This window comes from Williamsia sp. Y844, assembly GCF_056786475.1.
The window spans coordinates 556,967-575,744 of sequence record NZ_JBXCJB010000002.1 but is presented as its reverse complement, the minus strand read 5'-3'; the positions used below and the strand labels follow the sequence as shown (position 1 = coordinate 575,744).

At 65.0% G+C, this 18,778-nt stretch carries 17 protein-coding genes; 5 read left to right on the top strand and 12 right to left on the bottom strand.

Annotated features, from left to right (window positions below; all coding sequences use genetic code 11):
• Positions 1-280: 280 nt before the first annotated feature.
• The 7 genes from AC1TQG_RS14975 to AC1TQG_RS14945 are packed head-to-tail and all read right to left on the bottom strand — an operon-like array spanning position 281 to position 7,909.
• Positions 281-1,282 (bottom strand): enoyl-CoA hydratase/isomerase family protein, encoded by a 1,002-nt coding sequence (locus AC1TQG_RS14975; RefSeq protein ID WP_482138125.1) that lies wholly within the window; start codon positions 1,280-1,282, stop codon positions 281-283.
• A gap of 14 nt (positions 1,283-1,296) precedes the next feature.
• A complete protein-coding gene (locus tag AC1TQG_RS14970) occupies positions 1,297-3,114 on the bottom strand; it encodes an ABC-F family ATP-binding cassette domain-containing protein (RefSeq protein ID WP_482138123.1) in 1,818 nt (605 codons plus the stop codon).
• Positions 3,111-4,049, bottom strand: coding sequence for a 4-(cytidine 5'-diphospho)-2-C-methyl-D-erythritol kinase (locus AC1TQG_RS14965; RefSeq protein WP_482138121.1), 939 nt, complete (start codon positions 4,047-4,049; stop codon positions 3,111-3,113). Before AC1TQG_RS14965 ends, AC1TQG_RS14970 begins: the two co-directional genes overlap by 4 nt.
• Before the next feature lie 24 nt (positions 4,050-4,073).
• Positions 4,074-4,928, bottom strand: a complete 855-nt coding sequence (gene rsmA, locus AC1TQG_RS14960; RefSeq protein WP_482138119.1) for a 16S rRNA (adenine(1518)-N(6)/adenine(1519)-N(6))-dimethyltransferase RsmA — start codon at positions 4,926-4,928, stop codon at positions 4,074-4,076.
• A 48-nt stretch (positions 4,929-4,976) separates the two neighbouring features.
• The gene (locus AC1TQG_RS14955) at positions 4,977-6,098 is read right to left on the bottom strand and encodes a transglycosylase family protein (protein ID WP_482138118.1); all 1,122 of its coding nucleotides are present in this window, start codon (positions 6,096-6,098) and stop codon (positions 4,977-4,979) included.
• A gap of 46 nt (positions 6,099-6,144) precedes the next feature.
• Positions 6,145-7,062, bottom strand: a complete 918-nt coding sequence (locus AC1TQG_RS14950) for a TatD family hydrolase (RefSeq protein ID WP_482138116.1) — start codon at positions 7,060-7,062, stop codon at positions 6,145-6,147.
• Position 7,063: 1 nt separating this feature from the next.
• Positions 7,064-7,909: a PhzF family phenazine biosynthesis protein gene (locus AC1TQG_RS14945; RefSeq protein ID WP_482138114.1), complete on the bottom strand. Its 846-nt coding sequence runs from the start codon at positions 7,907-7,909 to the stop codon at positions 7,064-7,066.
• Positions 7,910-8,057: 148 nt separating this feature from the next.
• Between AC1TQG_RS14945 and AC1TQG_RS14940 the strand changes: the two genes are divergently transcribed.
• Positions 8,058-8,906 (top strand): alpha/beta fold hydrolase, encoded by an 849-nt coding sequence (locus AC1TQG_RS14940; RefSeq protein ID WP_482138760.1) that lies wholly within the window; start codon positions 8,058-8,060, stop codon positions 8,904-8,906.
• A gap of 60 nt (positions 8,907-8,966) precedes the next feature.
• On the opposite strand, the gene AC1TQG_RS14935 is transcribed toward AC1TQG_RS14940, so the two are convergent.
• Positions 8,967-9,398, bottom strand: a complete 432-nt coding sequence (locus AC1TQG_RS14935) for a TIGR03668 family PPOX class F420-dependent oxidoreductase (RefSeq protein WP_482138112.1) — start codon at positions 9,396-9,398, stop codon at positions 8,967-8,969.
• A gap of 61 nt (positions 9,399-9,459) precedes the next feature.
• On the opposite strand from AC1TQG_RS14935, the gene metG reads away from it, so the two are divergent.
• The 3 genes from metG to AC1TQG_RS14920 are packed head-to-tail and all read left to right on the top strand — an operon-like array spanning position 9,460 to position 12,788.
• Positions 9,460-11,013 (top strand): methionine--tRNA ligase, encoded by a 1,554-nt coding sequence (metG, locus tag AC1TQG_RS14930; RefSeq protein ID WP_482138110.1) that lies wholly within the window; start codon positions 9,460-9,462, stop codon positions 11,011-11,013.
• A 13-nt stretch (positions 11,014-11,026) separates the two neighbouring features.
• A complete protein-coding gene (locus AC1TQG_RS14925; RefSeq protein WP_482138108.1) occupies positions 11,027-11,599 on the top strand; it encodes a class I SAM-dependent methyltransferase in 573 nt (190 codons plus the stop codon).
• Entirely contained in the window at positions 11,586-12,788 is a 1,203-nt protein-coding gene (locus tag AC1TQG_RS14920; RefSeq protein WP_482138107.1) for an aminodeoxychorismate synthase component I, read from the top strand. The genes AC1TQG_RS14925 and AC1TQG_RS14920 overlap by 14 nt, the downstream gene beginning before the upstream one ends.
• Positions 12,789-12,809: 21 nt before the next feature.
• On the opposite strand, the gene rsmI is transcribed toward AC1TQG_RS14920, so the two are convergent.
• On the bottom strand, positions 12,810-13,661 hold the full coding sequence (gene rsmI, locus AC1TQG_RS14915) for a 16S rRNA (cytidine(1402)-2'-O)-methyltransferase (RefSeq protein ID WP_482138105.1): 852 nt from the start codon (positions 13,659-13,661) through the stop codon (positions 12,810-12,812).
• 70 nt (positions 13,662-13,731) lie between these two features.
• Between rsmI and AC1TQG_RS14910 the strand changes: the two genes are divergently transcribed.
• The gene (locus AC1TQG_RS14910) at positions 13,732-15,309 is read left to right on the top strand and encodes a dolichyl-phosphate-mannose--protein mannosyltransferase (RefSeq protein WP_482138758.1); all 1,578 of its coding nucleotides are present in this window, start codon (positions 13,732-13,734) and stop codon (positions 15,307-15,309) included.
• A gap of 55 nt (positions 15,310-15,364) precedes the next feature.
• Here the strand turns inward: AC1TQG_RS14910 and AC1TQG_RS14905 are convergent, their stop codons facing one another.
• The 3 genes from AC1TQG_RS14905 to arcA form a co-directional block, all read right to left on the bottom strand.
• Positions 15,365-17,047 (bottom strand): BCCT family transporter, encoded by a 1,683-nt coding sequence (locus tag AC1TQG_RS14905; protein WP_482138104.1) that lies wholly within the window; start codon positions 17,045-17,047, stop codon positions 15,365-15,367.
• Between the two features lie 109 nt (positions 17,048-17,156).
• Positions 17,157-17,531, bottom strand: coding sequence for a GntR family transcriptional regulator (locus tag AC1TQG_RS14900; RefSeq protein WP_482138102.1), 375 nt, complete (start codon positions 17,529-17,531; stop codon positions 17,157-17,159).
• A gap of 2 nt (positions 17,532-17,533) precedes the next feature.
• Entirely contained in the window at positions 17,534-18,763 is a 1,230-nt protein-coding gene (gene arcA / locus AC1TQG_RS14895) for an arginine deiminase (protein ID WP_482138100.1), read from the bottom strand.
• Positions 18,764-18,778: the final 15 nt, after the last annotated feature.

The window sequence follows — 18,778 nt, the reverse complement described above, 5'->3', positions numbered from 1 at the left end:
GTTTCACAAGGTTCGTTGACGAAAACCCGCCCGAAGACGCCAAACCGTTACGAACCGGCTCGTTCGATTACACCGTCAGCTCGAAGCCGGGCACCGTCGAGAGCACCGTTCGGACGATGCTTGCCGCGGCGAGCGCTGGTGCAGGACACGATGAGAGTGGCGCCGATGGACCGGGGACCGAGGTCCTCACCACTCACGACCGCGTTGAGGAATGACAAAACTCACGATTCTACGTGCACATTCCGCCCGGTCAGAATTTATCGCGCGTGGTCGGCGCCCCTCACCCGATGATGCGGGTGATGAGCTCCAGATCCACGTCGGCCAATGCGGCAGGACTGAACGTGGGATTGCGGTCCTTGTCCACCAATACCGCCCGAACGCCCTCGGCGAAGTCGGGGGTCCGCGTGATCTGCTCGGCCGCATGCAACTCGCGCTCGAAGCACTCGTCGAGCGTCGAACGCGCACCGAGTTCGATCAGTGCAGCGGTCACCACCAGGCTCGTCGGCGATGCCGCATCGAGCGCAGCGACCGTCTCGGCCGCCCAATCGTCACCGACCGCGCCCCGCAGCCCGCCGACGATGGCCGCCACCGGATCGTCACTGAAGTATTCGGCAATCTTCGCCAACGGCAGGTCCGTCGACGAAACCTTCTCGGTCCGTCCCGACAACGCCTGTGCGAGCGGCATTCCCGACCGGATGTCATCGGCGAGCCCGCCGAACTTGGCGCTGGGTACGTAGTGGGTCGCGAGACCGACAGCCACCGCATCCGCGCCACGCACGCGGGCGCCGGTCAACCCCATCCACAGGCCGACACCTGACGGCAACCGCGGAAGAAAATATGTCGAGCCGACATCCGGCATGAATCCGATTGCCGTTTCCGGCATCGCGATCATCGCCTTTTCGCTGACCACCCGGACCTCGCCGTGCACGCTGATGCCCAGACCACCGCCGAACGCGGGTCCGTCGATCAATGCCACGTACGGCTTCGGAAAGTCCGCAACCAGCTGATCGAGTTCGTACTCCGCACTGAAATACCGTGTCACGGTGGCGAAGTCGCCGGCCAGCACCGCATCACGGATGGCCTTGATGTCGCCGCCCGCACAGAACGCGCGATCACTCGACGAGGTGACCAGCACCGTCTCGACCTCGGGATCGTCAGCCCAGCCCGAAAGGACCACGAACATGTCGTCGACCATCGTCTGGTCGAGCGCGTTGAGGGCCTGCCGGCGATCCAAGACGATCTCGCCGACACCGTTGCCGACCTGTGTGCGGATGAACGACACCGATATCCTCCTCGTCAGCCGATTGCTTCGGCGAGTTCCATCCACGACTCTTCAGCCGCTTCACGTTGCGCCACCACGGATTTCAGTTCAGTACCCAGTGCGATGAGCTGATCCGGTGTGGTGGCCGCGTCGGCGAGCTTGTTGTGCAACTCGGTCTCCTGTTTGACCAGACGCTGCACCTGCCTTTCGACCTTCTTCAGTGCCTTTTCCATGTCACGTTCGGCACCAGAGCCTTTGGCGGGTGCGCCGCCTGCCGCGCCGGCAGCCTTCGCCGATCCCGACGACTGGACGGCCGACGCCGCAGCCGGTCCGTTGGCCAGCTTCGTCAGATACTGCTCGATGCCACCGGGCAGGTTCGTGAGTTTGCCGTCCCCGAACAGCGCCCAGGTGCTCTCACAGATCCGCTCGATCAGGAACCTGTCGTGACTGATCACCACCAGGGTGCCCGCCCAGTTGTCGAGAAGATCCTCGAGTTGTTGCAGCGTGTCGATGTCGAGGTCGTTGGTCGGCTCGTCGAGCAACAGCACGTTCGGTTGCGCCATCAGCACCCGCGTCAGCTGCAATCGGCGACGCTCACCACCGGAGAGATCACCGACGGGTGTGCGCTGCCGGGCCGGGCTGAATCCCAGACGCTCGGCCAGCTGTCCGGCCGATACGTCCTTACCACCCAATTCGATATGTCCGGCAATGTCTTCGACGGCCTCGATCACCCGCATGTCGACCGGCAGGTCGTCGAGTTCCTGACGCAGCCAGCCGATCGAGACCGTCTTCCCTTCGATGCGACGGCCCGCGGCAGGCGGCAATTCACCGGCCAGGGTACGCAGCAACGTCGACTTACCCGAGCCGTTGACACCCACGAGACCGATGCGCTCGCCCGGAGCCAGGCGCCAGGTCAGATCGTCGATCAGCACGCGGCCGTCAGGGGTGGTGAGCTTGGCGTCCTCGAGTTCGATGACCACCTTGCCCAGGCGTCGTTTGGCAAAACTGGCCAGTGCCACCGAGTCTCGTGGCGGCGGCACGTCGGCGATCAGCTTTTCCGCAGCCTGGATTCGATACTTCGGCTTGGATGTGCGGGCCGGCGGGCCACGGCGCAGCCAGGCAAGTTCTTTGCGCGCCAGGTTCTGTCGGCGCTCCTCGGCGACATCGGAGAGCCGCGTGCGTTCCGCGCGTGCGTAGACCCAGTCGTTGTAGCCACCTTCGTAGCTCTCGACCTTGCCGTTCTGCACTTCCCAGGTGGTGGTCGCGACCGTGTCGAGGAACCAGCGGTCGTGTGTGACCACGACCAGCGCGCTGCGCCGGTTGACCAGGTGCTGGCCGAGCCAGGCGATGCCCTCGAGGTCGAGATGGTTGGTCGGCTCGTCGAGGATCAGCAGATCCAGGTCCTGCACCAGCGCGGCCGCCAATGCCACCCGACGTCGCTGCCCACCCGACAACGCGATCACCGGGGTGTCCAGGCCGAGCTCTCCGATACCGATGCCCGCGAGCACCGACCGGATCCTGGCGTCGCCCGCCCATTCGTGTTCGGCAACACCGAGCGGTCCGAGGACGATCTGACCGATGGTCTGCTCGGGTGGCAGATGACCGCGCTGGGTCACCACTGCCATCCGCAGCCCGGTGGCGCGGGCCACGCGGCCTTCATCAGGCGGTTCGATCCCGGCCAGGATCTCGAGCATCGTCGTCTTACCGCCGCCGTTGAGCCCGACCACTCCGATGCGGTCACCCTCTTGGACACCGAGACTGACCGATTCGAGAAGCGGCTTGATGCCGAACGACTTGCTGATCTTCTCGACGGAGATGAGGTTGTTGCCCTGACGCTTTCCCGGCGCGGTCACAGCGCTGCCTCGATCACGCGTGCGCCGCCCACCGGACCGGAAGCGGTCCGGACCGAGCGGCACACACCGGCGCCCGACAACTCGGCAGCGGTGGCCACCGCGGCGGCCTCGTCGGCGCACAAGAATGCGCACGTCGGCCCCGACCCGGAAATGATCCCGGACAGGGCTCCGGCGTCCACTCCGGCGCGCAGTGTTCGGCGCAGAGCCGGGCGCATGGACAGCGCTGCCGGTTGCATGTCGTTGTGTAGCAAAGTTGCAACTCTCTGTGGGTCACCCGATGCGAGCGCCTGCAGGAGCTCGTCGGGGGATTCGGTATAGGTGCCGGTGTCGTCCGACGACGCGTTCGTCTCGCGCAACCGGTCCAGTTCGCGGTACACCTGCGCGGTACTGAGGCCTTCTTTGGCAACGGCCAGCACCCAGTGGTACTCGCCGCGGGACAGGACTGTGTTGAGCTTCTCACCGCGACCGGTGCCGAGCGCGGTGCCACCGCGCAGCGAAAACGGTACGTCGCTTCCCAATTCGGCGGCGAGGGTGAGCATGGTGGCGCGGTCGATCTCGAGGCGCCACAGTCGGGACATCGCCAGCAAGGTACCGGCGGCATCGGCCGAACCGCCCGCCATACCGCCGGCAACCGGGATGCCTTTGTTGATGGTGATCGCCACCTCGGGTGGCCTGCCCGCCGCCCGCGACATCAACTCGGCTGCTCGCCACGCCAGGTTGGTGGAGTCGAGCGGGACCTCGCCTGCGCTGTCTCCGGTGACAACGATCGTGAGGTTGTCGGCCGGGGCCACCGAGACGGTGTCGGACAGGGACAGCGCCTGGAACACGGTCGTCAATTCGTGATAGCCGTCACGACGGGGCAGACCGACGCCAAGGTGCAGGTTCACCTTGGCGGGTACCCGAACCGTGACAGGACGTGGAACAACAGACAGCACGATCGCCAATTCTATGCGGACCGGCTAATCGAGCTGCGCGGCCAGCGCCACGTAGTCCTCGATGGCCAGGCGCTCACCCCGGAGTTTGGGATCGATGCCGGCGGCGGTGAGCAGTTCCTCGGCCGCCGGAGCCGAACCGGCCAGGCCGGACAGAGCTGCTCGTAACGTCTTGCGTCGCTGGGCAAAAGCCGCATCGATCACCGAGAAGACGCGGCGACGATGGGTTTCGTCGATCGGCCAGCGCGGCTGCTCGTACCGAGTGATCCGGACGAGCCCGGATTCGACCTTGGGTTCGGGCCAGAACACATGACGTCCCACCGAGCCTGCCTGGGAAACCTCGCCGAAGAACCGCGCCTTGACACTGGGAACCCCGTAGATGCGCCCGCCGGGTCCGGCAGCGAGCCGCTGGGCGACCTCGAGCTGCACCATCACCAACGCCGTGCGAATACTGGGGAACTCCGACATCAGGTGCAGCAACACCGGCACCGCGACGTTGTACGGCAGGTTTGCCACCAACGCGGTCGGCGCTGCAGGCAGATCGTCCGCAGTGACGCGCAACGCGTCCTTGGTGACCACGGTCAATGCATCGGCCTGATCGGGAGCACGCTCCGCGACGGTCGTTGGCAGCCGCCCGGCAAGTCTGGGATCGATCTCGACGGCGATCACCTCTTTGGCCACCGCGAGCAGTCCCAGGGTCAGTGAGCCGAGTCCGGGGCCGACCTCGACCACCACGTCGTCTTCGCCGATACCGGAGGCCGTGACGATGCGCCGCACCGTGTTGGCGTCGTGCACGAAGTTCTGGCCGAGTGTCTTGGTGGGACGGAGGTCGAGTTCGGCGGCGAGCTCGCGGATCTCCGCCGGACCGAGCAGTGCGGGCACGTTACTCAGCGCAGCGTCCGCCCATGAGTGCAGACGTGCTGCGGTCGATCAACGAAGTCCGAGTTTGGACGAGCAAGAAGGCCATGCGCCCCATCCTTGCGCGGCCTGGGTCTTGGTTGCAATTGCGATCTGTTCCTCGCGGGTCGCGAGATCGGCGCGAGGCGCGTATTCCTGGCCGCCCCAGCGGTTCCAGGTGTTCTCATCGAACTGCACGCCGCCGTAGAAACCGTTGCCGTTGTTGATGGCCCAGTTGCCTGTTGCCTCACACTGCGCCAGCTGGTCCCAGACCGAGCCCGGCGCCACATACGGCGCACCCGCCTTGGTACCGACCGACACGGTCGCCGGTTTCGGTTCGACCTTCACCAGGGAATCGAGTTTCTTCTTCTCGGTTTCCTTGCCGTTGACCGTTGTCACCTCATAGGTGACCTCGGCGGAACCTGGCTGCCCGGGGTTCTTGACCTCGGTGCGACCGGTGGTCAGTGCGGGGTCGTCGACCCTGTTCTCCGGTGGTGCGACCGGTTCGGTCAACGTCACGGTCTCGGTACGGATCCGGGTGACGGTGATGTCCATGTCGTTGGTCACCTTGGCGTCGGCGGCAGGCGTGACCTGATCGGTCGGCGCCAGCGGGTTACCTGTCTCATCGAGCAGTTCGGAGACCGTCTTCGCGGCGATCTGCGGCGTCGACGTGTTCGGACCGTCGGTGAGTTTGACCTTCTTCGGGAGCACCACGTTCACGGTGCCGCCGGAAACCGGCAGCGCTTCGGTGGTTGGACCCTCGATGTCGTTGGCCGCCGAGTCGAGATCGATCTGCGCCAGCGCCTCCTGAACGGTGGTCGCGGTGGTCTTGACCTCACGGGGTTCTCCGTCGACATTGACGGTCAGGGTCTTGAGCCGATGCAGCGTGATGGTCTCGCCATCGCCCACCCGATCGTCGGGTGATGGCGACACCAGGTCGCCGTCGGCCGGGTCGTAACCCTGTTCGTCGAGGATGGCGTCGACCGAGCTACGCATGGTGGCGACGCTGACCACCTCGCCATCGACGTCGATGGTGACGTTTTTGTGGGCGACGATCCCCATCACACCGCCGGCGACGAGTACTGCGAGCAGTAGCGCGATTGCGATGCGTGGGGCGCGAGAGGTCGATTCGTTGATACGAGCAAGCACAGACATGATCACAACAAGATAACGACATGGTGTGGTTTGTGCAAAGCTATCGCTATATGCGCAGGTCCAAGCCGTATGCGCGAATCGCGTTTTGGGTAACAACTCGGGCGAGGCGCGCCGGGTCCTGTCCCCGTACCTCGGCCAGTGCCCGGGCGGTGTACGGCAGGACGTACGACTGGTTCGGCTGGCCGCGATACGGGTGCGGTGTCAGGAACGGCGCATCCGTCTCGATCAAGAGCTGATCGTCGGGCACCAGAGCGGCCGCGGCCTGCAAGGTGGTGGAGTTCTTGAAGCTCACCGTTCCGGCAAAACTGAGCAGATACCCGCGCTCGACACACTCCGCGGCGACGCGTTCGTCGCCGGAGAAGCAGTGCATGATCACCGTCTGCGGCGCACCTTCGCGTTCGAGGACGTCGAGGAGATCACGGTCAGCCTCCCGGTTGTGGATCATCAACGGTTTACCGACCCGCTTGGCGAGATCGATATGCCAGGCAAACGCCTCATGCTGCTGTGGCACGGTCGCGCAGTCGTCCGATTTGCCGGGCCAGTAGTAGTCCAGGCCGGTCTCCCCGACCGACACCACGCGAGGGTCGGTCAGCATCTCTTCGAGTTCGGCCTTGGTGGCATCGTCGAGTTGATGCGCGTGCGTCGGGTGCAGCGCCACGGCGGCGTAGGCCCGCGAGTCCCATCGCGCCGCGTCCACGGCCCAGCGCGCGTCGACGATGTCGTCGGCGACCGTCACCACCGCGAGGACGCCAACCGACTCGGCATGGTCGAGGATCTGCCGCACCGACTCGGGATCGCGCCCACCGCAGGCGGCCAGGTGGGTGTGGGAGTCGATCAGCGGCGGCAACGGCTGCGGATCCGGTGGCGGAGTCCGCCGCCGCTCCTTCTTGAGCTCCTTGTTGCTCTTGTCCTGGCCGGTGCTCTTGTCCTGGCCCACGGGTCCCTGTGTCACCTGATCGGTCATGTCAGAGATCGACCTCGCCGACGATGACCGACACACTGCGGCCCCCGACCCAGATATCGGTGTCGTGGTCGTTGATCAGTACCCGTCCGGACCGGCCAAGCGCGCTCCCCTGCGCCGCGACGTAAGTTGCGGGCGCGATCTCCAGCTCGCGCAGCCAGCACGCGAGACCGGCGTTGAGGCTGCCGGTCACCGGGTCTTCCGGCACGCCGCTCCCGGGGGCAAAGGCCCGAACCTCGTAATCAGGTCGATCATGCGGTCCCGTATCGCCGAGGTAGGGGCCGATGAGGCCGACGTCGTATGTCCCGAGCGCGGCAAAATCCGGCTCGACCTCGAGTACCTGCTGGGCCGACGTCAGCAACAGGCCGATCCAGCCCGGTCCGTTGTCGACCCAGTTCGCGGCCACGACATCTGAGGGACGCAGGCCCAGAGCCTGCCGGATCGCATCGAGGTCGGCGGCGTCGACAGCACCGGAGCGGATCAGCGGCGGGGCCGCAAAAGCGAGGGCATCGCCGACGGGGCGAATCCTGACCAGCCCGACACCACACTCTTGAATGATCTTCTCGCCCTTGGGTTCACCACCGGCCTGCAGCCAGGCATGCGCCGAGCCGAGTGTCGGATGGCCGGCAAACGGCAATTCCCCGGCCGGTGTGAAGATCCGGAGGAGATAGTCCGCAACCGGATCCCCCGGGGTGCACACGAACGTCGTCTCGGACAGATTCGTCCATCGCGCGAAGGTGCGCATCTGGTCGTCGGTGAGGTCGTCGGCGCCGAACACAACGGCAACGGGGTTACCGGTCAGCGGCCCGGACACGAACACATCGACTTGCTGGAACCGGCGCAGTGGCATGTGTGGATTGTGCCTGCCCGCCCCTGCGGTTGGCGAATGGAAATCGCTGAGCGTCGCCGGCCGGTGCACTACAGTGCGCGATGTGACCGAGACCAATCATCGGGTGGGTACCAAGCAGGTCGGCGACATCACGATCGCCTACGAAGACATGGGCAAACCCGACGACCCGGCCGTGCTGCTGATCATGGGCCTGAGCGCCCAGTTGACGTTCTGGCAGACCGAGTTCTGCATGAAGATCGCCGATCAGGGTTACCGCGTCATCCGCTTCGACAACCGCGACATCGGCCTCTCAACCCATCTCGACGGCGTCCGGGTCGGCGGTTCACTGCTCAAACGGCTCGCCAACTACGAACTCGGCAAACCCAGCGACGTTCCGTACACCCTGGTCGACATGGCCGCGGACGCGATCGGTCTCCTCGACGCCCTCGAGATCCGGCAGGCGCACGTCGTCGGCGGCTCGATGGGCGGCATGATCACGCAGATCGTGGCGGGCAAATACGCCGACCGCGTGTTGTCGGTGGGCATTATGTTCTCCAGCACCAACCAGGCGTTCCTGCCGCCGCCGGATCCCCGCAAACTCAAGGCGTTGCTGGCGGGGCCGGGCAAAGATGCCACCCGCGAGCAGTACATCGAGAACGCCGCGCAGGCCACCCGCACCATCGGCAGTGCGAAATATGCACTGCCGTGGGAGGAGTCCCTGCGCCGTGCGACCCTCGCCTATGACCGCGCCCACGACCCCGCAGGCATCGTGCGACAGTCCGCCGCGGTGATGGGCAGCGGCAGTCTGCTCCCCTATACCCGCGCGATCTCCGCACCGACCGTCGTCATCCACGGCACCGCGGACGGCCTGATGCGCCCCTCGGGTGGCAAGGCGATCGCCAAGGCGGTCAAGGGGTCGAAGTTCGTGCTGCTCAAGGACATGGCCCACGACATCCCCGAACCCCTGTGGCCGCGGATCGTCTTGGAACTGACCCAGAATTTCGCTCGCGCCACCTAGTCTCGCGCTGCCTGGTCTCGCGCTGCCTGGTCTCGCGCTGCCTGGTCTCGCGCTGCCTGGTCAGGCCCGGTCCGATGCGCTCCAGCCCGACCATCGGGTCACGTCCACCGCGATGACCGGGCCGTCGAGTGGCACGGTCGCGTACTGAGGATATTTGGCACGCAAGAGCGCATACGCCCGGTCCACCTCGGCGCCTTCGGTGTGGATCGAGGCGTGACCGTCGGCCCGTACCCACCACAGCTGCTCCCAGGTCTCGGAGTACTCGTCGACCAGGAGGCAGACCTGGGGATTGCGCTCGATGTTCGCCAGCCGCCGCAGCCGCTGAGTCGATTTCGGTTTGCCGTCGACGGCCATGTGGATCGTCTGGTCGTTGACCGCGAAGACGACCGGGACCAGGTGCGGACCACCGGTGGCCGAGACGGTCGCCAGCCGCGCCGACCGGGCGGCGGCAAATCGCTCGACATGCACTCGTGTGCCGGTGGGGTGACCCATACCGGGCAACTGTAGTGGCCGGATCCGCGCAGGCTCGGCCTGCCGATAAGCTGTCGGCACCATGGCTTCTGCAACAAAACCGCCGTTCTACCTGACAACGGCCATCGCATACCCCAACGGGGCACCGCATATCGGGCACGCCTACGAGTACATCGCCGCCGACACGCTGGCACGATTCAAGCGGCTCGACGGCCACGAGGTGCTGTTTGTCACCGGCACCGACGAGCACGGCCAGAAGATGCAGCAGACCGCCGAGAACGAGGGCGTGCAGACCCGTGCGCTGGCCGATCGCAACTCGGCGGCGTTCCGTGAGCTCCAGGAGATGCTGGGCAGCAGCTTCGACCGGTTCATCCGCACCACCGACGCCGACCACCACGTGGCATCGCGCGCCATCTGGGAGCGGATGAACGCCAACGGCGACATCTACCTGGACAAGTTCTCCGGCTGGTACTCCGTCCGCGACGAAGCCTTCTACGGCGATTCCGAACTGACCGTGCTCGAGGACGGCAGCCGCATCGCCACCGAGTCGGGCACGCCGGTCGAGTGGACCGAAGAGGCCTCGTACTTCTTCCGGCTCTCGACATACCAGGACAAGCTCCTCGCGCTCTACGACGAGCATCCCGAGTTCGTCGGACCCACCACGCGCCGCAACGAGGTGGTCAGCTTTGTCCGCGGCGGCCTCCGGGATCTGTCGATCTCGCGCACCACGTTCGACTGGGGTGTGAAGGTACCGGGCGACGACGACCACGTCATGTACGTGTGGGTCGACGCGCTGACGAACTACATCACCGCCGCGGGCTTCCCCGACACCGAGTCGGAAACCTGGAAGAAGTTCTGGCCCGCCGATCTGCACATCATCGGCAAAGACATCATCCGGTTCCACTGCGTGTACTGGCCCGCGTTCCTCATGAGCGCCGGGATCGAACTGCCGAAACGGGTGTTCGCACACGGCTTCCTGCTCAACAGCGGCGAGAAGATGAGCAAGTCGGTCGGCAACGTTGTCGACCCCGCCACGCTGATCGGCGAGTTCGGCCTCGATCCGATCCGGTTCTTCTGCCTGCGCGAGGTCCCGTTCGGTCAGGACGGCTCGTACAGCCACGACGCGATCATCGCGCGGGTCAATGCCGACCTGTCCAACGAACTCGGCAACCTCGCCCAGCGGACACTGTCGATGGTGGGCAAATACTTCGACGGTGTGCTCCCGGCCCCGGTGAACCTCACCGACGCCGACAATGCGTTGCTGGCCAAGGCCGATGGACTACTGGACCGCGTTCGCATCGAATTCGACCAGCAGGCAATCCATTCCGCGCTCGAGGCGATCTGGGAAGTTCTCGGCGACACCAACAAATACATCACGGTCGCGGAGCCGTGGAAGCTGGCGAAGACCGATCTCGAACGCACCGGCACCGTGCTCTACATCTGTGCCGAGGTGGTCCGGATCGCGGCATTGCTCACGCAGCCGGCGATGCCTGACTCGTCGTCGCGTCTGCTGGATCAACTTGAGGTCAAGCCTGATTCACGCGAGTTCGATGCCATCGCACAGCGGCTCACCGCCGGGACCTCTCTTCCCAAGCCGACACCGATCTTCCCACGCTACGAAGCACCGAAGGGCTGACCTCGTGCCGGCCATGTCGCGCATCGAGCGGATCTTCTGCCAGAGCGCGATATGGCGGCCGATGGCATCGGCCATGGTGGGCTGGAGCAGTTCTGATCAGCCCTTGGGTGATGAAGTCTTGGAAATCGGTTCGGGCAGCGGCGTAATGGCCGCCCGGCTACTGAACGAACATCCGGACATCACTGTGACCGCGACCGACATCGATCCGGTCATGGTCGACGACGCCCGAACCCGGCTCTCCGAGTTCGGCGAACGCGCCCACACGCAGATCGCCGACGTCACGGCACTACCCTTCGACGACAACAGTTTCGACACCGTGCTGAGTTTCCTGATGCTGCATCATGTCATCGAATGGCCGGCGGCCCTGAGCGAAATCGCACGTGTATTGCGTCCCGGCGGCAGCCTCCTGGGCTACGACTTGGTTCGCGCACCGGTCACCTCGTTCATCCACCGCTATGACGGATCTCCCCACCGATTGATCACCGTTGACGAACTCCGAGACGGATTCACCGACGCCGGCCTGAGCCAGGTGACGATCTCGCAGGCAATCCTCGGGCAAGGCATGCGATTCATTGCGCAGCGTTGAACTCGTCGCGGCCGCTGCCCCGGATGTGGTGCGCGCGCTCGACTTTCACACCCGCCGGTTGGGCCTGCCCGGTCCGGCGGCCTTGATCGGCGATTGGCTGGGGTCCGATGCCGTCATCGCACCGTCGATCACGCTGACCGAGGGCACCACGGTCCCGGACCACCCGGATCAATTCTGGTTCGGCTATCTGGGCTTTCCGGATCGCGCCGACGACGGCCCCCTGCCTGCAACGGCGGGTGGGTCGACGGACGCGATTCTGACTCAGGACCGGCTGGGCACCTGGTGGTGGACATCGGTCACCGATCAGCCATGTCCCGATTGGGTTCTCGCCGCCCTCGGCGAGCAACACCGGGACAACTGGTCTGTGCGATGGTCGCCGCCCCCGAAGCAGCCGCATGTGGCGGCGATCGAGCACTGCCTCGACGCCATCGCAGCCGGCGAGGTGTATCAGGCCTGCATCTGCACGCGGTTCACCGGACAGGTCGACGGGTCGGTGGCGAATTACTTCTCCGATGGCGTCGATGTCACCCACCCCAGGAAATCAGCTTTCCTGCAAGGTGATTGGGGTTCGGTGGTGTCGTTCTCCCCCGAGACCTATCTGCGACGCCACGGTTCGGTGGTCAGTTCGAGTCCCATCAAGGGAACACTTCCCATCGACCTCGACCCGCAACAACTGCTCGACTCCGCCAAGGACGTGGCAGAGAACATCATGATCGTCGACCTGGTCCGCAACGACCTGGGCCGCGTCGCCGTCCCGGGTACGGTCACGGTCACCGAGTTGCTGCAGGTCCATCCCGCCCCCGGTGTCTGGCATCTGGTGTCGACGGTGCAGGCCACGCTCGGCCAATCGGTCACCAATGGCGACCTCCTCGACGCGACATTTCCGCCCGCCTCGGTCACCGGAACCCCCAAAATCCGTGCGCGCGAATTACTCACGGACTGGGAGCAGCATCCCCGCGGGCTCTACTGCGGCGCAATCGGGGTGGCCTCCCCCGGTGGCGACCTCGACCTCAACGTCGCGATCCGGACGGTAGAGGTCTCACCCGACGGTTCGGCCCACCTCGGTGTCGGCGGTGGCATCACCATCGACTCCGACCCCGCAAGCGAGTGGCAGGAGTGCCTGGACAAGGCTGCCGCGATCATCGGCCTCAGACACGGACCCGAACAGCTGACCGACGCCGGCGACTGACCGGGGTCGAGTTCGGGGCCACTACTCCTCTGCGCGGGCAGCGAGTACCGCTTCGTAGAGCTCACGCTTCGATGCACCCGACGACATCGCCAATTGCGTGCAGGCTTCTTTCAGACGGGTACCCGACGCCACGAGCTCTTCGGCCTGCACCACCAACTCATCGATGTCGGGTTCCCCGGCGACAGCGCCCTCGAGCACCACCGTGATCTCACCGCGCACACCGTCGGCGGCCCACAACGACAACTCTGCAAGTGTCCCGCGGCGCACCTCCTCGTACGTCTTCGTGAGTTCGCGGCACACCGCTGCCCGACGGTCGGGTCCGAGCACCTCCACGGCATCGCGGAGACATTCGGCAAGACGATGTGGCGCCTCGAAGAACACCGCGGTACGCGGCTCCACCGCATACGCCGACAACCACTTCTTGCGCTGGCCCGGCTTACGCGGAGCGAATCCGTCGAAGCAGAATCTCTCGACCGGTAGCCCAGAGACCGCGAGCGCCGTGGTGACCGCGGACGGACCCGGCAGGCAGGTGATCGGCAACTGGGCCTCCACGCAGGCCACCACGAGTCGGTAACCGGGGTCGGACACCGACGGCATCCCCGCGTCGGTGATCACCAGCACGGTCGCACCGGACCGCACCTCCTCGACCAGAGCCGGCGTCCGCTGCGCCTCCACCTGGTCGTAGTAGCTCACGACCCGCCCGGTGATGGTCACACCCAGCCCCGCGGCCAGGGCCCGCGCGCGGCGGGTGTCTTCGGCCGCGACCACATCGGCGCTGGCCATCGCCTGCCGCAGTCGGGGTGAAGCGTCGTCGAGGTGACCCATCGGGGTCGCTGCGAGTACGAGTTGGCCGTGCGGTTCCGGAGAGTTCATCACTGCACAGCCTACGATTGGCCCCGTGACGTTCTCCCCGCCGCTCGAGATCTCCACGCCGGAGGACTCGATCAACACCCGCCGGCTCCCGGGAGAGCTACCGGGCACGCATGCCGAAGACCTCGGCAACACCCCGAATGGTGCCCGCGATGTACCCGCACCGATCTTCGGTGCCACCGACCGCAGGCGTGGCTGGATCGTCACTCTGATCCTGACCGCGATCGGGGCTGCGACCCGCTTCATCAACCTCGGCACACCCACCGACAAGGGCACGCCGGTCTTCGACGAGAAGCACTACGTCCCCCAGGCCTGGCAGGTCCTCACCGGCGACAACTGGCTAGAGGACAACCCCGCCTACGGCCTCGTGGTGCATCCCCCGGTCGGCAAATGGATGATCGCCATCGGCGAGTGGATCTTCGGCTACGACGCGTGGGGCTGGCGTTTCATGTCCGCGGTCTGCGGGACGCTGATGATCCTCATCGTGATCCGGCTGGTCCGGCGGCTCACCCGGTCGACCCTGGTCGGCGCGATCGCCGGGGTGTTGCTGATCTGCGACGGGGTGAGTTTTGTCGCGTCCCGCACCGGCCTGCTCGACATCTTCCAGATCTTCTTTGTCGTCGCCGCGCTCTCCTGCATCGTGTGTGACCGCGATCAGATGCGCGCCCGCATGCACAAGGTCCACCTCGAAGGACGGATGGCCGATTCCGTCTACGGTCCCCGGCTGGGCTTCCGGTGGTGGCGATTCGGCGCGGCCATCCTCCTGGGACTGGCCTGCGGCACCAAGTGGTCCGGCATCTACTTCGTCATCTTCTTCGTCGTGCTGTCGCTCGGTTTCGACGTCGCCACCCGGCGCGCATACAAGGTGCAGCGGCCGTGTCGCGGAGTCCTGGTTCGCGATCTGATCCCCAGCGGATTCTCACTGGGCGTCACCCCGATCCTGGTGTACCTCGCCACGTTTGCGCCCTGGTTCGCATCCGAAACGGCGGTGTACAGATACGAGGTCGGCAAGCAGATCGGCACCGATGGGCCGTTCGCCTGGGTGCCCGATGCCCTGCGCTCGCTCTGGTACTACGAGTCCGGTGTACTCGATTTCCACTCGACCCTGACCAACTCCGCAGGCAACCATCACCCGTGGGAATCCAAACCCTGGACGTGGCCGATGAGTCTGCGCCCAATGCTGTACTACATCGAGTACGGGCCCGATAAGTGCGGCGAGTCCGAATGCGTGCGCGCCATGATGTTCATCGGCACGCCGATCCTGTGGTGGCTGGCACTACCCATGCTCGCGTGGGCCCTGTGGCGGATGTTCATCCGGCGCGACTGGCGATACGCGGTGGTCCTGGCCGGCTACGGAGCGGCATACCTGCCCTGGTTCGCCAACCTCGACCGGCAGATGTACTTCTTCTACGGAACCGCGATGGCACCGTTCCTGATCATGGGGTTGGCGCTCTGTGTCGGCGACATCCTCTCGGCCAGCCGAAAGAAACGTAAGAACGCCTACGAGTGGCGGCTCGTCGGTGCGGTCGGGGTCAGCGTCTACATCGGACTCGTGGTCCTCAACTTCATGTGGATGTGGCCGATCCTCACCGGATCCCCGATCAGCCGTGAGCTGTGGAACCTGCAGATCTGGCTACCGAGCTGGGCCTGACCCGGCCCCGCCGCCCCCGTCGACCGGGCCGAAATCACGATCGACGGGAGTTGGGTCAGTCGTCGAACCTGTCCGGAGTGATCGCGGGAAACTTGTCCGACGGCATGACATCGCTGGAATCATCTTCGGCCGCAATGATGTTCGCCTTGACGCGCAGTTTCTGATCGATTTCGCCCTTGTAGGTACGCTGCGCCACGATCAACGGGTCTCGTCGCAGATCCAGATAGAGCGACAGACACATCCCGAGCATCACGATCACAAACGGCAGCGCTGCGATGATGGCCATCGTCTTGATGCCTTCGAGTGCATCGTCGCCACTGAGCCACAACAGCAGGGCAGCGACCGCACCGGTCAGTGTTCCCCAGAAGATCGTGACGGCTTTGCTCGGGTTCTGCGCGCCCTTCTCCGACAACGTCCCCATCACCAGCGACGCGGCATCGGCTCCCGACACAAAGAAGATCGCCACCAGGACCATCACCAGCACCGACGCGATGCCGGTCAGCGGCAGGTTCCCGAGCATGTCGAAGAGCAGACTCTCCTCCGAACCGGCCCCGTCGAGGTTCTTGCCCTCCATCTGCTGCCGGATCGCGGTACCGCCGAAGATCGCGAACCACACCAGCGACACGATCGTGGGTACCAGCATCACACCGACGACGAACTCCCGAATTGTCCTGCCCCGGCTGATCTTGGCCAGGAACATGCCGACAAACGGTGTCCACGAGACCCACCACGCCCAATAGAAGATCGTCCAGCCGGCGAGCCATTCTTCACCGGCACCGTCCACCGTGGCACCCGATCGCGCCGAGAACGCGGTGAGGTCGTTGAGATATGTACCGATCGTTGTCGGCAGCACGTTGAGGATGAACACGGTCGGACCGACAACGAACAAGAACACCGCGAGGATCAGGGCGAGCACCATATTCGTGTTCGACAGCCATTGGATCCCCTTGGCCACACCTGAAACCGCCGAGGCGACAAACGCGGCGGTCAACACCGCGATGATCGCCACCAGCAACAGCTTTGACGGCTCGTTGAGCCATCCGATCTCGACCATGCCCGAGCCGATCTGTGCCGCGCCGAGCCCAAGTGAGGCGACGGTGCCGAACAGTGTGGCGAAGATGGCCAGGATGTCGATGAGCTTTCCGCCCCAGCCGTTGGCCCGATGCCCGAGGATCGGAGCGAACACTGCGCTCACCAACTGGCCGCGACCGCAACGATAGGTGCTGTAGGCAATCGCCAGTCCCACAACGGCATACATCGCCCACGGGTGAAATCCCCAATGGAACATCGTGGTTGCCATCGCAATGCCGACGTCTTGACTGTCGGTCCCGGGCGGGGCATCGACGTAGTGGGCCAACGGTTCCGCGGCGCCGAAGAACATCAGGCCGATACCCATACCGGCGCTGAACATCATCGCGATCCAGCTGATCGTCCGATACTCCGGCTTCTCACCGTCGCGCCCGAGTGGGATCTTGCCGTACTTGCTGATCGCCAGATACAGCGCAAAAAGCACAAAGAACGTGGCGGACAGGAGGTAAATCCATCCCAGGTTGTCGGTTATCCAGGCGAGCATGTCGTCGGTGATCGACCGCAGCTGCGATCCGTCGACGAGGCCCCACACCACGAACGCGATCACAGCCGCCGCGGTCACACCGAAAACCACCAGATCGAGTCGAGGCTTTCCGTATCCGGAGTCTGGTGGCAGAACTGCGTCAGATCGTTCAGTCGTCAGTGCCATGTACTCCACCAAAGCAGCATCAACCCTGATAGATCAACTTACGCGATCTATTTGCTATCTGCCGGTAAGCATGCAGTTGAACCCGGTCGGACGCGTCGACTCACGCCATTCACCTGCGCAAAGCCTTGTCCAGCAGCAGTTTGATCCGGTCATCGTCGATGCCGAGTTGACGCAGGGCCGAAACGTGCTCCACGGTCAGTTCTCCCGCGCGCTGCAGTGTGGAATCTGCATGCGCCTTCACAAAAGAGCCCTTGCGGCCGCGGGTTTCGATGATGTCTTCGGCCTCGAGCTCGCGATACGAACGGGCAACGGTGTTCGGTGCGAGATCGAGTTCCGATGCCAGTGCCCGAACGGTCGGGATCCGGCTACCGGCCAGGAGCTCACCGGAGGTGACCAGTTCGATGACACCGCGGCGCACCTGCTCGTACGGCGCCACGTCGGAATCCTGGTCGATCGCAATGCCCAAGCTGATGTCGAAGGACATGGCTACAACCGATCCCGTGAGACCGGGCACGACATGCAGCGAGGTCCACCGCGACCCGATCCCAGCTCGTTCCCGGCGATCCTGAGCACTTCGATACCCGAATCCTCAAGCCGCCGATTGGTTTCGACGTTACGGTCGTACGCGACCACGACTCCGGGCGACAAGGCCAGGGTGTTGTTCCCGTCGTCCCATTGCTCGCGTTCGGCGGTCACCGCATCGAGTCCGGTGTCGATCACCCGGAGCTTCTCGATGCCCATGGCCGTGGCAGCCGCCTCGACGAACGGCTCCGGCCCACTGATCGACACAGTCTCGCCGCTGCGAATGGTGAACGCGGACAGCGAATCCTGGATGGCCGCGTACATCACCACCGCGTCGGTGTCGACCATGGTGCAGACGGTATCGAGGTGCATCGAGGCCCGGCGTTGCTCGATCGGCACCGCCAGGACCGTATGCGCGAGATCGTCATCGAACAGGCTGCGCGCCAATGCTTCCGCACCCGCCGGAGTGGTGCGCTCCCCCACCCCGACCGCCACCACGCCCGGCGCGAGCAGCAGCACGTCGCCGCCCTCGACCGGGGCCGTGTGCGATTCGTACGCCCGACGGACCCCGAGGAACCGCGGATGGTGCGCGTAGATGAGATCTGTCAGGGACGTCTCGCGGACCCGGGCAGGTAATGCGAGCGACGTGATCGCAAACCTGTCACCGATCCAGAACGAACTGTCACGGGTGAACAACAGGTTCGGCAACGGCTCGATTGCGAACTCGGAACCGTGGTGCATCCGCCACACCAGCGAGGACCGCACTGTCGCCGCCGATTCGGGCAATTCGTCGAATGTCATTCCGGCCATCAGGACCCGCGCCAGGTCGCCTGCAGGCAGACGCCGCAGTTCGGCGGACAAATCCTGAGCCAGGTGGTGTCCGAGTCGACGCGGACTGACCGCCGCCGCGATCCCCTGCATCCGCGCCGCACCGCTGGTCTGAACGGTTTCGGTCAGCAGATCGCCGAGCAGCAGCACCTCGACCCCACGGTCACGCAGCACGTCCGCAAAAGCGTCGTGTTCTTCCTGTGCCCGGTCCACCCAGGGCAGGCCGTCGAACAACAACTGGTCACTGTTCCGTGGCGTGAGCCGGCGCAGTTCATCACCCGGCCGATGCAGCATCACCGTGCGCAATCGGCCGACCTCGGAGTCCGAACCCAGAACCGGTTGCTCAGAACTTGCCGTTTGTGACATGCAGTCAACGGTAAT